General features: G+C 54.1%; 9 protein-coding genes. 6 read left to right on the forward strand and 3 right to left on the reverse strand.

The annotated features are described in order from the left end of the window. Nucleotides 1-211: 211 nt before the first annotated feature. The 3 genes from CA13_RS14905 to CA13_RS14915 all read right to left on the reverse strand — a co-directional run bounded on the left by CA13_RS14905 (nucleotide 212) and on the right by CA13_RS14915 (nucleotide 5,660). The gene (locus CA13_RS14905) at nucleotides 212-2,440 is read right to left on the reverse strand and encodes a rhamnogalacturonan lyase family protein (RefSeq protein ID WP_146397905.1); all 2,229 of its coding nucleotides are present in this window, start codon (nucleotides 2,438-2,440) and stop codon (nucleotides 212-214) included. Between the two features lie 192 nt (nucleotides 2,441-2,632). After that, complete coding sequence (gene hrpB, locus CA13_RS14910; RefSeq protein WP_419194382.1) at nucleotides 2,633-5,137, reverse strand: ATP-dependent helicase HrpB; 2,505 nt, start codon at nucleotides 5,135-5,137, stop codon at nucleotides 2,633-2,635. A 1-nt stretch (nucleotide 5,138) separates the two neighbouring features. Beyond that, nucleotides 5,139-5,660 (reverse strand): DinB family protein, encoded by a 522-nt coding sequence (locus CA13_RS14915; RefSeq protein WP_419194383.1) that lies wholly within the window; start codon nucleotides 5,658-5,660, stop codon nucleotides 5,139-5,141. A gap of 132 nt (nucleotides 5,661-5,792) precedes the next feature. Between CA13_RS14915 and CA13_RS14920 the strand changes: the two genes are divergently transcribed. From CA13_RS14920 to CA13_RS14945, 6 genes are all read left to right on the forward strand, one after another. After that, entirely contained in the window at nucleotides 5,793-7,103 is a 1,311-nt protein-coding gene (locus tag CA13_RS14920) for an MFS transporter (RefSeq protein ID WP_146397909.1), read from the forward strand. 169 nt (nucleotides 7,104-7,272) lie between these two features. Beyond that, nucleotides 7,273-7,740: a YkgJ family cysteine cluster protein gene (locus CA13_RS14925; RefSeq protein WP_146397911.1), complete on the forward strand. Its 468-nt coding sequence runs from the start codon at nucleotides 7,273-7,275 to the stop codon at nucleotides 7,738-7,740. A 22-nt stretch (nucleotides 7,741-7,762) separates the two neighbouring features. Further along, nucleotides 7,763-9,100: a histidine--tRNA ligase gene (gene hisS / locus CA13_RS14930; RefSeq protein ID WP_146403670.1), complete on the forward strand. Its 1,338-nt coding sequence runs from the start codon at nucleotides 7,763-7,765 to the stop codon at nucleotides 9,098-9,100. A gap of 186 nt (nucleotides 9,101-9,286) precedes the next feature. Next, nucleotides 9,287-9,940 carry a sigma-70 family RNA polymerase sigma factor gene (locus CA13_RS14935; RefSeq protein ID WP_419194384.1) on the forward strand — a complete coding sequence of 218 codons (654 nt, stop codon included), beginning with the start codon at nucleotides 9,287-9,289 and terminating at the stop codon, nucleotides 9,938-9,940. Nucleotides 9,941-10,064: 124 nt separating this feature from the next. Beyond that, entirely contained in the window at nucleotides 10,065-12,248 is a 2,184-nt protein-coding gene (locus tag CA13_RS14940; protein ID WP_146403672.1) for a serine/threonine-protein kinase, read from the forward strand. A 335-nt stretch (nucleotides 12,249-12,583) separates the two neighbouring features. After that, a complete protein-coding gene (locus tag CA13_RS14945; RefSeq protein WP_146397913.1) occupies nucleotides 12,584-14,548 on the forward strand; it encodes an Lpg1974 family pore-forming outer membrane protein in 1,965 nt (654 codons plus the stop codon). Nucleotides 14,549-14,608: the final 60 nt, after the last annotated feature.

The raw sequence follows: 14,608 nt of genomic DNA on the forward strand, positions 1-14,608 counted from the left end.
AGATCGACCGTATTCTACGGAGCAATGAGTAGCACCCGTTGCCGCCGTCTCCACCGCGACAACCCAAACGATCGGACTACCGGCCAGTCGAACGATGCGGCAAACCTAACAATGCAAGGTGTTTTTGAAAGCACGGGCAACGGCATTCGGCATCCATCGAGTCCAACGATTGACAAACAGGCTTGGACTCCGACGGCCTTTGTAACCTCAACTACAATCCGGATCCTTCACTAAGCATCGGCGTTTGTGTGTAGCCCATCGCTTGCGCAGCCACGTCCATGCGATAAAGTGGATCTTGCATCAAGCACGCTCGCCGATCCGTGGCGGGAATGGTGGTTGTGTAGATCCGCAGTTCGCCATCAACGCTGGTGATAAATTCTTCTCGCCAATCGCCAAGAATGTCGGCAAACGCAACGAGATTGCCCGTTACTTTCGTCGGGAACCGAGTGCCATCGTATTTTTCAATACCGTGCCGACCTCGCAATTCTCGTTGAGGATCCGCGTCCCAATAGAACGCTCGCCGTCCGGTGGCCCAATCCAAATCGCTGCGAAGCACATTGCCACGCACATCGAACAGCCATCGTTTGTTTGACTTCTTTTCCTCGTCGGTGTCCGACGAATAGCACTCCCATCCGGGAACGTCTGGGTCCAAGTCGCTGCACATTCCGGTGGAGTGAACATGTCGCGTAGGAAAATCGATTCCCCAAATAACTTCCCCGTTGGCAGCGTCTACCAAGCAGCATCCGTTCTTGGTTTGCCGAGTTTCCATTCCATAGTAGACCTCCAATCCAGGCCGCGAAGAATCGATATCACCAACGTAGTGATGATCAGGGTGACCAAAGCCCGTCGACCACAATCCAACGCCATGGTCATCGAGCACTGATGAACCAAGGAAGACCTCATCACGACCGTCGCCATCAATATCCACTGCGTGCATACTGTGTGCTCCCTGACCGCGATAATTCCCGCCTTCCTCGGCGTCATTCCACTTCCACGCTTCGTGAAGCTTGCCGTCTTTGAGTTCCAAGGCTTGGGCATGCATTCGCTTGTATGTTCCACGCTGGACAATCAAGAAAGGTGTTTTGCCATCCAAGTAGGCGACGCACATTTGGTTGCGAGATGCATAGTTGTACGCCGAAAACGCATCACGCGGGATCCAATCCGTGCGTGTTTTTGGCTTTCCAGTCATCCCATCGAGAATCAGCAGATACTCCTTCCCCGCGCCAACCCTTCCATCCCCATCTCGTGGGTCTCCCTCGCCAGCTTTCAAGCACACCTCGGCTTTGCCGTCGCCATCCAAATCGTAAACGATCATCGGCGAATACCAGATTCCTTGTTCAATCGACCAACCGAGGTCATGTCGCCACAGAAACGAGCCATCGGCCAAGTAGGCTTCGACCTTGAATGTGCTCGGACTCGGCTTCCAATAATTCACATAGGGATCGACGTTCCCACCAGGCTGTTTGATAACGAAATCATAATTGCCATCACCATTTAAATCCGCAATCCCGCATTTTCGGAACGAATAGGGACCATCCAAGGGGATCGTAATATGGTTTCGGGCGGGTCCACCTGCGATCACGTTGGCAGGTTTGGTGCGAATGGTTTCTTTGCCATCGATCAACGTGGCGACGCAATAGCCGTACTGTTTTCCTGCGATTGCACTGTCGTCAACGTAATCGGTCGTTTGCGTGATCGGCAATTCATTCAAACGAACCGGAGCTCCGTGATCCACTTGTCGATAAACGTTGAACGCAACTTGATCGGAATCGCTGCGCAGTAACCGCCAACCCACATAGACTTGGCCGCCCCCGGTCGGCAGTACCGTAACGGAACGACTCAATTTTTCGGTAACGCGAACCTTCGCCCACCCATCGACTTTCGGTTTTCGGTTTGGATCCGGAAGCGGCGTGAATTCCAAATAGTCATAGTAGCACGAACCTGGGTTTGTCTTGGATGCAAATCGATCATCAAGCCATAGTTCAAACCCTTCACTACCGATCTCGACCACTCCCAAGTGAGCCGATCGGCTGTCGACGGAAACCCATGTCACGCCATCACGCGAAATCCCAATCGGCCGACCGACGCCACCAATGTCAATGTGATATTTCCCAGGTGCAATGTCCCGAACAATCGAATGCAGCGGCGGCGCACCGTCCTCGGGCGAGTTACGGTCGGCTTTGACAACGGGCGACTGCAACACGATGCCACCTGACCATTTCCGATCCGCATCGACATCGGTTGACCATAGGTTCCACTGATGATCCGTGTGTCGGTTGATTTGCCACCCTGATGACGGTTCGGTGATTGTTTCGGCTTCGAAACGAATCGGCTGCTGCGCCGTGACGCTGGGAGCCATTCCCAGCAATTGCAGCAGCAGGACACCGATACCGATCGCCAGATGACGCACGGGGACATCTACAAGATGAGACGCAAACATGGTGGGGGACTCCTAGTCGAGAGCCTATCGGGGGGGAGGGGATTTGGCGGGAAGAGACGCGTGTCTCTGCCGAACATTCTATCACGCCTGATCACACTCTACCGTAATCCCGCCTAAAAACCTGATGGCCAGACCCAAAAACCAAGTGGCCCCCAATGAAAACCAAACGGACAGCCCCCATGCGGATTCCTCTTAGGGCCCCTTGGGTTTGAGGCCGTTATGGGTTGCCTTTGCCGATAACGGATCTTCGGGCCAATGGTGTTTTGGATAGCGGCGTCGAAGATCTTTGCGAACGCTCACGTAGGTGTTCTTCCAGAAGCTCTCCAAGTCATCGGTGATCTGTTGCGGTCGATGATTGGGGCCGAGAAGATGCAATTGAATCGCGACTTTTCCACCTGCAATCGTCGGTGTCCGTGTCCATCCAAACAATTCTTGGATTCGCACCGCGATCGAAGGCGGACTACTATCGGAATACTCGATGCGTATCGAGTTTCCACTTGGTACGGTTAATCGCTGCGGTGCAAAACGTTCAAACTGTTGCAGTTGACCGTAGTCGAATTTCGATTTAAAGATCGCAAGCCATGGAGCCGATCGGAGTTGGTTGATCGACGTTCTGGTTTGGCAAAAATCTCTCAACACTTGGTCGGCCGCCTCGTCATCCAGCCTCGGCAAATCGAGGTCCGGCATCCATCGGGCGAGCAAGTTGGAACGGACGAAAAACTCGAATGCCTCTCGATTCGCCGCACCAATCAACTCCATTCGCTTCGGATAGATGGCTTCATAGAGCAATGCTGCGACCGCCTCGCTTGGTTCACATTGGATCGGCGATTCATTGAGCAGCAAGTCATCGTAGTATTCCCGACGCCGAGCGATGACAGCTTCGCGACTCGGGTCATAGACGTGTTGATCGGCCCGCTTCATCAAATGCTCGCAGAGCCAACTCGGTTCGATCGGCAAAGCGATTCGGGCGATCGCATCAGTTCCTTTGTCGTCGACGTCCATGCAGACGCATAAATCCGAGACCCCATTTTGCCCCTGAAACTCGACACCTCGACCGCCAACCATGACCCCTTTCCCGCTGCTCGCTTCACGACGTTTGGTCACACGGTCGGGATAAGCGGCCAAGAATGCTTTGCTAAGAGCAGTCGGCGTCGCTTTGCCGGTGTCCTTTTTTCGCATCGTACGAAGCAACTGTTTCGCAACTCGCGAGACCTGTTTCGCTGCAGAAACAAGCAGGTCGCCACGTTTGTCGCCATCGATAAAGCGTTTCATGGCGTCGATTTGGTCTATCAAGTCACGCGTGGCGGATCGATTGGCCAATGGGCTTCGTTCACTTAGAAGCGCAGCGGCAATCGCGGCATCTTGCATCGGCACGTTCGAGTCTTCGGCCGCAATCATGAACCGAGCGATTCGTGGATGTAGCGGTAATTTGCTCATCCGTTTTCCAATCGAGGTCAAGTAAACTCCTTCATTGATCGCATCCATGCGCAACAACAAACGCGCGGCTTGCTCGACACTTTGCCGACTCGGTGGTGTAAGCCAAGGAAATGCAAACGTGTCACGTTCGCCCCAAGCGGCGAGCAACAGTGCCGCAGAAGAGAAATCAGCTTGTTCGATTTCGGGACAATCGTTTTCTCGCCGCGAACGATGAGCGGCTTGAGGCCAAAGTCGAACACAAATCCCCGGTTCGGTTCTTCCAGCTCGACCAGCTCGCTGTTCGGCCGACGCTTGCGAGATCGGCTGAAGCGTCAATCGTGGCATGCCGACTTGCGGGCGAAACGTCATCACACGAGCCATCCCGCTGTCAATCACGGCGGTCACACCTGGGATCGTAACGGAGGTCTCTGCAACATTGGTCGACAAAATCACTTTGCGTTTATTGGAGACTCGCACGACGGCATCTTGGTCCGATGAGGACATTTCGCCGTACAATTCGCACACCAAACACTCCGACGCAAACGCATGCCTTTCGATCGCACGATGGACTCGTCGGATTTCGCCCACGCCTGGAAGGAACACCAGGACGTGACCGCGAGTTTGCCTCAGAATTCGCGGCAAAACATCAATGACTCGTTCGTCGATTGGTTGCTGGGCAAGCGATGGCGCATACTGAACATCGACTGGATACTCGCGGCCTTGCGATTCCACGGCGACAGCCGCCAAGTCCGATTGTGCAAAAAACTTGACAAGAGGTTCGGCATCAAGGGTCGCTGACATGACGACCAGTTTTAGTTCGGGCCTTAGCGTCGTACGAACACGCTCGATCATGCCTAGCGACAAGTCAAGTTCCAAACTGCGTTCATGGAATTCATCCAAAATCACACATCCGACGGATTCCAAAAGAGGATCGTCGGTCAGTCGACGCAGCAGCATGCCGGTGGTTAGGACCAAGATTTGGGTGTCCGCGCATGCGCGCCGATCAAAGCGAACATGGTAGCCAACGGTTTGCCCAAGTGGCGAACCCACGATTTCCGAAAGCCGAATCGCAGCCGCACGGGCAGCTAACCGTCGTGGTTGAATGAGTAGAATTTGTCCTTCGATGGCCGCGCCGGATTGCATCAGTGCCAGAGGCACGAGTGTGGTTTTGCCAGCACCCGGGGGCGCCTTCAAAACGACCGGCTTAGAGGCCGACACCCCCTCTAAGATCGCTGGCAAGCAATCGGCAACAGGCAAATCGTGCGTATCGATGGGGTTCACGCTATGCAGACCCAAGCCCCATTGCACGACGCCATGCACTCGTTTGCCCCATATGGATCATGAAGTGACCGCCAATATAGAATCCGAGCATCGCGCCGGTGGTTGAAAAACGCTCTCGCATCGACACATTTGGATTCGGTTTCATAAAAACTTCGTCGTCGGCCGCTTCGAGAGCTTCAATCGCAGCGGTGTAGTTCCGCACCAGTGCGTCGACCACTTCTTGCATCGATGGGTATATATCTCCATCGGGGTCGTCGACACATGTGGCATCTTTCGAGAAAACCTCTACAAAAGCTTCACTCGGCTGGTAGACGCTCGGATCGCCACCAACCCCTTCGATGATCTTGCTGGCATAGAGACTCAAATGGCCGTAATTGAATGCCGCATGATTGGATTGAATCACCGTGTCGCCGATTCGAGCGAACCGCGCGAACTGGTTTGGCGTCACGTCTGTGAGTAATCGTTCGGCATATCCGAGTCCTAGGCGACCGGAGGCGGCAATCATGGGACCAATATTTGGCATCGCTTGGATTCCTTCGTTTAGGTTTGAGGGCGATCAGATTACCCATGGTAAAGAGGCATGGTGTCAGCCGTCTAGCCGATCGCTATTCTTTTGACTCGCTTTCGTTCCCTCACAGGTTCCAACACCGGTCCGATGTCGTCCACCATTTCCCCTTGTCCGATCGACAATTCGTCCGTTTGCGATCGGTCCGTTGACGAGTGCACCCATCCAGATACGGCGTCGGCGGTCGAGAAACAGGAACACCGTCTCTACGATCGCGATTTCCTAATCGCCGTCGCAAGCCAAACCTGTTTTGTGATGGCCAATACGTTGATGGCCCATTACGCACGTTGGATTGAATTCCTTGGTGGCGACTTACGTCAAGTTGGCTTGATCATGGGTTCCGCTGCGTTGCTCGGGTTGCTGCTTCGACCTTGGATGGCACAGTGGATCAACCGCATCGGTGCTCGCGCGATGTGGGGCGTCGGCTACTTTGTCTTTGCCATTAGTTCGATCGGAAACTTGGCGCTCTATGATTTATCGGCGGGAATTTATTTGCTGCGTGGTGGAATCGTACTGGGTGGTGCGATCGTCTTCGCAAGCGGTTTAACGTTTGTCTCGCAAACCGCACCTTCGAACCGCCGCGCCGAAGCGATTGGCATTTTGGGGGTCGGTGGTTTCATGGGAATGCTTTTGGGCCCTGCGCTGGGCGACTTGTTTCTTGGCAGTGACCATCGCGTTCGCTTTGACTTCGTAATGCTATTTTCTGCTGCAACCATTGCCAACGCGATCCCTGCGGGCTTGCTGCTGTTTTTGCACGCCCCCAAAAGCGTCGGCGACCAGCGACCAGCTCGGTTGGGGGAATTTGTCCAGACGGTACGTCGCTATTGGCCAGGCACCATCTTGCTGGTCAACTTTGCCTTTGGCATCTGCATTACCGCGCCATTGATCTTTGTCGCTAGCTTCGTCGATACGATGCATTTGAAAACACCTGGCGTATCGATCATCGGAGTGTTCTTTTGGTGTTATGCAGGCTTGGCGATTCTAGTCCGATTGGGGTTTCGTCGGTTGCCTGACGTAATTGGGCCTGCAAAAGTTCTGGTTGCTGGTACCGTGTTTATGTCGATGGCCATGTTCGCATTTACCATCGTTTCACCGGAGCGTCCGTGGATGATTGTGGTCCCAGCGTTGCTTGGCGGAGTAGGCCATTCATTGATGTTCCATACAATGATCACATTGACCTTAACCCGTTTTCCTCACGCGGCCCATGGAACGGGCTCGACACTTGCGTTGATGACGTTGGACCTAGGCATGATCATTGGCGCACCTCTGTTGGGATTAATTGGCCAACATTACGGTTTTGCGGCGTTGTTTGCCACCGTGGGCGTCGTTTGCATTTGTGCCGCCTTGGTCTATCTTGGATCGCGTTTGAGAGTACCGGCGCCTCAACGATGGGGTGCCTAGGCAAATTCAGCGGGCCTACACTAACCCCGGCCGCTTTGGTAGTTTCTAGGGCGAATTCGGAGACTCAAACGACGCCGTGCATCACAACCCGTGCCAGTGCATTTTACCCCCTGCCAGTGCGTCTTAACCCCTGCCAGTGCGTCTTAACCCGCGATCGAGAAATACCTAGATGTCTTCCGCAAGTTTACCGATGACGATTCGACGCCGCCTGGATTACCCCAAAGACGCCAATCTTTGTGAATACTGTACGGCGAAGTGCTGTCACTACTTCGCGCTAAATATCGACGAACCGGTCAATCGACGAGATTTCGATTTCATTCGCTGGTACTTACTGCACGAGCATGCGACGGTATTTGTCGAAGACGATACGTGGTACTTGCTCGTCCACACGACCTGCAAACACTTGCAAGACGATCATCGATGTGGCATCTACGAAACACGTCCTTCGATATGTCGCACTTACACGACCGCCGAATGTGAATTCGAGGACGATTGGGTTTACGACAAGTACTTCGAAACGCCCGAACAGATTGACGAATACGCCGACGCATTGTTTGGCCGTCAATTTCCCGACCCCGACACCAAGAAACAAGATTCGTTGCGTAGTCGCCGACCGACCTCACTTCCGATTGCATAACATCCAAAAACCTAAAATGTCACTGATCCAACCAAGAACGCTCAAAGGTTTTCGCGACTACTTGCCCGCGGTAATGATTCCGCGTGAGCAACTGATGCAAACCGCTCGTGAAGTTTTTCGTTCGTTTGGCTTTGCGCCGATTGACACACCGACTCTCGAGCATCTCGAAATCCTGACTGGCAAAGGCAGCGATGAAACGGACCGGCAAATCTATCGGTTCACCGATAACGGGGGTCGCAACGTTGGCATGCGGTTCGATTTGACCGTCCCCTTGGCTCGGTTTGCAGCCCAGCACATTTCGACACTTGGAACACCTTTCAAGCGATATCACATCGCACCGGTATGGCGAGGTGAAAAACCGCAAGATGGTCGCTACCGCGAATTCGTTCAATGTGACTTTGATACGATTGGGACCGAATCGGTGCTGGCCGATATTGAAGCGGTTGCCGTGATTAACAACTTGTTAGAAACCATTGGGTTCGACCGGTTTACGATCAGCGTCAATAATCGAGCAATCCTGACTGGCCTTCTTGAGCATCTCGGATTGGCAGACAAGAGCGTTGCAGTGCTTCGCAGCTTAGACAAATTGGCGAAAATCGGCCGTGAAAAAACAGCCGAAGAAATGATCAATGCCGCCGGTGTTACTGCGGAACAAGCGGACGCGGTACTTCGTCTCGCCGATTGCACCGGAGATGCAACATCCGTTTTTGCAACATTGACTGAGATCACCAGCGGGAACGAAAAAGCAAACGCTGGTATCGAAAGATTGCGAGACATTTACGAAGGGGCCTTGGCCTCGGGCGTGCCCGAGCGACGGTTGCGTTTAGATGTCTCGATCGCTCGCGGGTTGGATTACTACACGGGCGTGATCTTCGAAACGACGCTCGATGATTTGCCATCGATCGGAAGTGTTTGCAGCGGTGGCCGGTACGACAATTTGGCGGGGCTTTATACCAAACAGCACCTACCTGGAATCGGTGCGTCGCTCGGACTTGATCGCTTGATCGCCGCAATGGAGCAACTCAATTTGCTGCCGACCGCATCAACACCCGCTCCGATTTTCATTGCCTACTTTGACAAAGATCACCGAGACGATTATTTGCGTTTAGCGACTAATTTGCGGTCTGCGGGGTTAAAGGTCGAAGTTTACCCTGAACCACGAAAGCTTGGGGCACAGCTAAAATACGCCGATGCGCATGGGTTCACTGTTGCGATCATCGCGGGCGGCCAAGAGTGGACCGATGGGGAATGTCAACTAAAAGTGTTGGCAACGAAAAAGTCCAGCCAGGTGACATACCGGCATGACGCCCCCGAGGAACTGGTAGAAGGTTTGCGTCAAATCTTGCAGCAACCGCAGTAGCGAGTCGCTATACTGGGAATGCGCTGAGGGTGAGCCGCCAATGAGATCCTAACGAGGTTCGCCGATCCTTATTAGGCTCGCCTTAGCGTGGGCTTTCGCCGTAATTCGCACCGCCGAGTGACGGCATCACCGGTATATTTTATCCGTCATTGCCCAAGAACCATCCCTGGCCACTCGCGATTAATTGTGGACAAAATTTCGAACAAACCTGCCAACCCGATTGGTTCCACCACTCAGCTTGTCGTCGCATCGAAAGGGGGCGACAATGAGGCGTTTGGTGCGTTACTGGAACAGTATCGCGGATACTTGCTGATGCTGGCCCATCGGTATTTGTCCGAACGGTTGCGTCGCCGGATCGACCCGTCCGATATTGTTCAATTGACTTTTTTAGAAGCCAAACGCGATTTAGAGTCGTTTCGGGGCGACACACCTGCGGAATTTTCAGGCTGGCTCCGCGGTATTTTGAAAAACAATGTTGCCACCTCGGTCACGCGACATATCACGACTCAAAAACGGTCACTCAAACGAGAAGTCGAAGGGGACAAACCAGCGAACAACGATTCGGCCGGTGGTGGATGGATCACATTGTTGCCCGGCAGTTCAACCAGCCCAAGCGGCGCCGCAATCCGTGATGAAGCAACCTTGGCATTGCTGGAAGCTCTGCACCAATTACCCGAAACGCAAGCCGAAGCAATCCGCCTTCGCTACATGGAAGGGCTGACCCTAGCGGAGATTGTCGAGCGAATGGGAAAAAGCGATACAGCCGTCGCTGGGCTTCTAAAGCGAGGACTGCAAAAGTTGCGAACGACCCTAAAAGCGGATACGAGTCCCTGGTTCTAAAAAAAAGGAAGAAATGCTCGCCCACATACAACCTAGTTCTGAGCCTGTTAAGCAATCACGTTGACTCAAAGTCCCGATTTCAAAGCCCATTGTCAAAATCCCGTCTCTCGAACCTGTTCGCTTGATGCCAGAACCCGAACTTCCCGAAACCGACGATCCGCTTGATTCCGCATTCGCCGCTTATTTGCGATGCTGTGATTCGGGAGAGATGACCAGCCGAGATGAGTTTCTAAAACAGTTTCCCGAGCTTGCGGATCAGCTAAAGCAATTGATGGAAGCGGCCGATTTGGTCGACCATGTCACGAATGCTGCGTCGTCGAAAAATGCCACGCACAGACGAGCTCCCGTTGCGAGCGGTGCCGATACAATCGCGACTTCGATGGCAACGGGCGATGACTCGAATGTCGACCCCGCAGCGACGTTGCCAATGGCCCATCGCCGCAAAGGAGACCATGGCCCAACGCTACCGTTTGATCTTGGCGACTATGAGTTGCTCAAAATCCTCGGCAAAGGCGGCATGGGGATCGTCTACCTGGCAAAGCAAACAGAGTTGGAACGTTTGGTTGCCGTGAAGATGATCCGTGGCGGGATGTTGGCGGATGAATCAGACGTGCGGCGGTTTTACACCGAAGCCCAAGCAGCAGCCAAACTGAGTCACCCGGCGATCGTCCCGGTCTACCAGTTCGGCCAGCGAGCGGGGCACCATTTCTTTTCGATGGCCTATATTCGTGGCACCGACTTACAACGTCGAATCAAGGAAGAACCACTCGATCTCCGTCTAGCCGTTCGCTATGTCCGCGATGTCGCTCGCGCAATCAATCACGCACACCAAAACGGAGTGCTACACCGCGATTTGAAACCCGCGAACGTCTTGATTGACGAGAAAGATCAAGTGCATGTGACTGACTTTGGCTTGGCCAAACACATGGATTCCGACAGCAGCGTTACGGGAAGTGGAACAGCCGTGGGGACGCCTCATTACATGGCGCCCGAACAAGCAGGCGGGTTTAGCGACCAAGCAACGCGGCAAAGTGATGTTTACGCGCTCGGTGCAATCTTGTTTGCTTGTGTCACCGGTCGGCCCCCAATCATGGCGGAAACGGTCGTCCAAACGCTGCTTCAAGTCATCCATGACCCGGCGCCACCGATGCGGTCGCTTCGATCAAACGTGCCCCAGGGTTTGGAAACGATTGTTGCGAAATGTTTGGAAAAACAGTCTGACGAACGCTATGAATTGGCATCGTCATTGGCGGATGATTTGGATGCGTTCCTGGAAGGTCGCCCGATCGCGGCCAGACCAAGGTCGCTTCCGATCAAGCTTTGGCAATGGTTGAAAGGGGTACCACTGATCGCGGCTTTGTCAGGACGGCGGATCGTTGGCACATCGGTTTCGCATCGTCGTTTTCAAGCAGCAATGCTGGCGTTTTTGGTCATCCTACCGGTCGTCGCGGTGGGGCTATCGCTTTTGCAAAACCAATACAGCGAATCGATGCCTTCACGAGTGACCATCGCTGGCGGACTCGAAGACGGCGTTTACAACGATGTGTCGGCTGAAATATCGAAACGATTGATTGCAAACCATTCTGTGACTGCGGCCGTCATGTCGAGCAACGGTTCGCTCGACAATCGCCAGCGACTGCTGCTCAGCGAGGTGGACTTGGCACCGATGCAAGCGTCAGCAATCAGCGGCAATGAGTTACGAGTCGTGGCTCCTTTGTTCTATGAAGCGGTCCATGTGCTCGCCCGACATGATTCGAACATTCGATCGGTCGCTGGATTGGCGGGCCACCGGGTTGCCGTGGGGCCGGTCGGCAGCGGGTCGCGAGCGACCGCAGAAATGGTCTTCGATTCGCTTGAATTGACGCCAAATGTCTCGCCGCGCGAAGTCATTCCGTGGCGTGAATTGGCTGGCGACGATGCACCTGATGCTGCGGTATTATGCATCGGGCGAGGCAGTCCGCTGTTGTCGAGTTTCTTAAAGAGTGGTCGTTGGCAACTCGTTCCCATTCCTTCCGCAATCGAAATTTCGCTGCAGCATCCAACGCTCAGGCCAATGGCGATCGAAGCAGGCGACTATCCCGATGTGCCGTTGCCTACCCAAGGTATCGCAACGGTGGGAACAACCGCTTTCTTGGCGACGCGTGAAAACGCCCCTTCCGATTTGATCACTGCGACGCTGGAGGCACTCTATCAAGACCCACCATTGTGCGTCGGCTTGATCCCGCGGAAACATGCTGCCGAGTGGCGGGGATTGTCGATGCATCGAGCAGCCCGCAAGTTCTATTCGATCGTCACAGCTTCGCAGTAAGCCCATCCAATCCAGTTCTTCTCGTAGAAAATTCGTCCAAATTTTTCACCCTATTCTCGGTTACCAAGAACGATCGAAGACCGCGTTGGCACTTACCAATCACTGGAACGTGTGCGTAGAAGCTCATTTAGACGCGTAAACGACATCAGGAATGTGGCCGTTTTGTCTACATTGGGACGTGACGATTGCGTTGGATGTAAAGATAGACCGGTCATGATGATTCGCCTGCGAAACAGAACCATTGTCGCCATTTTTGCTTGTGATTCCGATGAATCCGATACCTCGTTCAAGGATGAGGAACGGAATCGTCATAATGAACCACAAGGACAGTTAATATGCCAATCGCCAAGCACGAGGTTGATTGCGGCGTAGCGCCAGCAATCAAACAGAAACGCCGACTACTTCTTCAAACTTGCCGCCGCTTTCGCGTCGGATCCTGGTCCCTAGCAGCACTCTTGGCTATCTCGAGCCAAGGCGTTGTCAGTGCGCAAGCCCCTTGTAACTGCGGCCCCGGCCAAAGTTCAGGGCTGCAGTATCCAGGGGCTGCACAATACGGACACTCGGGTCCCTACCAAGGCCCAGGCTACTCTCAGGGTCCAGGCTACATGCAGGGCAGCAGTCAATATTACGGACAAGGTCGTGCAACTGGTGCAAGTCAATACTATGGCCAAGGCCCCGCGTACAACCAAGGCATGAATTACAACCAAGGCCAATACATGGGCCAAGGCGGCGTTGTTGGCCAAGGCGGCGTTGTCGGACAGGGCGGCGTTGTTGGCCAAGGCGGCGTTGTTGGCCAAGGCGGCGTTGTTGGCCAAGGCGGCGTTGTTGGACAGGGCGGCGTTGTTGGACAGGGCCAAGTGATGGGCGGCCCCGTTGTGGCCGCTCCTCAAGCGCAAGGGCAAGCAGCAACACAAAGTCGTGCCGGCGGTCAAAGCCAAGCAGGCACGCGATCGCAACCGAGCGTTGGTACGACCTCGCCAAGCGACCAGGCGATCGGATCGGCGCAAGGCGCCGCCCAGGGAGCCGTTCAAGGCGGCACTCAATTCTCAGGGCCCGTCGTTGATCAATCGGCGAATAGAGGGACGGCAACCGAAGGCTATGTCGGCCCGCTTCCAAGCGGTGGAGCGTGGCAAGGTGGCAATTGGCAAGGGCCATCGACTTGGGCCGGTGCCAGTTCAGGAGCAATCGTTTCGGGCGGAGCCGTTTCGGGCGGAGTCATGTCCGGCGGCAGCACCTACGTAGGCCCTGGCTATAGCACAGGGGCCGTCTATGGCAGCGGCTACGGCGCTCCTGGTTACACCGGATCCATGTACGGCGGATCGGGGTACGGCACGGTTGTCTCGGCCGCTTCGTGCAAACCGGCTCCTCAACCAACCGGAATCTATGGTGGCTTTGACTTCTTGTTCATTCGCCCCCATTTCGATAACAACATCACATTTGTAATCGACCCGCCAACTGGCAATCGAATTGAAACCTACGACTACGATTACAAATTCAGCGCGCGTGCATTCTTGGGTTGGCAAGATCAATGCAGTGGTGCCGGTTTCCGATTTGGCGTCTGGAATTTCGATGATGACGCTGGTCCTTACTCGGCAACGTCGACAGCGGTTTTCGAACCGATCTTCGTTACCGTTCAGGGCGCAGGGGGCAACTTGTCGCGAAGTGCAACAGCAGAATTTGACGATCATGACGCTGATCCGTTAACTACCGGCGATCAAACCCTAACCGCTTCGCATTCGTTGGATTTGGATGTCTACGACTTCGAACTGACGCAAGCGTTCTGTAGCCGCAAATTCCAAATCCTCGCGGGACTTGGACTTCGCTATGCGAACATTGACCAGTCAATGCGAGCTCAAGCGACTCGTGATTTCGACCACGCATTGTTGGCAACCGTCGGCAACGACTTGGAAGTCGAAGGGGTTGGACCGACCGCATCGCTCCAAATCCTGCGTCCCCTTTGGGATTCACGGTTCTCGATCTTCACCGGACTACGTGGATCGTTGTTAATGGCCGATACCGATCAAACGATCACGAACGGTTACTACGCTGACTGGGACAACAACGGTGCGACTGCCGACACCTATGAAACGCTCCACGATCGTGCTTCTCAACGTGAAGTGATTACGGCATTGGAAATGCAACTTGGCTTGCAATATCAATTGCCAATTACGAAGCGAATGGATTTAGTTTTGCGATCGGCTTACGAAACGCAAGCCTGGTTTGACGTCGGCGGACCAGTCGATTCACACAGCACGCTTTCGTTCGATGGCATTTCCTTTACCACTGGGTTGATGTTCTAAAGAACGCGAGCACAATTTCGTCGAATTCGACGCGGCAAATCCGCGACTCTGAGTAGGTTT

This window comes from Novipirellula herctigrandis (assembly GCA_007859835.1).
Lineage (GTDB): Bacteria > Planctomycetota > Planctomycetia > Pirellulales > Pirellulaceae > Novipirellula_A > Novipirellula_A herctigrandis.

Bases quoted from the DNA above. Each gene is read 5' to 3' on its own strand.
- CA13_RS14905 (WP_146397905.1), bottom strand. From the start codon at position 2,440: ATGTTTGCGTCTCATCTTGTAGATGTCCCCGTGCGTCATCTGGCGATC.
- CA13_RS14915 (WP_419194383.1), bottom strand. From the start codon at position 5,660: ATGCCAAATATTGGTCCCATGATTGCCGCCTCCGGTCGCCTAGGACTC.
- CA13_RS14920 (WP_146397909.1), top strand. From the start codon at position 5,793: ATGTCGTCCACCATTTCCCCTTGTCCGATCGACAATTCGTCCGTTTGC.
- CA13_RS14925 (WP_146397911.1), top strand. From the start codon at position 7,273: ATGTCTTCCGCAAGTTTACCGATGACGATTCGACGCCGCCTGGATTAC.
- CA13_RS14940 (WP_146403672.1), top strand. From the start codon at position 10,065: ATGCCAGAACCCGAACTTCCCGAAACCGACGATCCGCTTGATTCCGCA.
- CA13_RS14945 (WP_146397913.1), top strand. From the start codon at position 12,584: ATGCCAATCGCCAAGCACGAGGTTGATTGCGGCGTAGCGCCAGCAATC.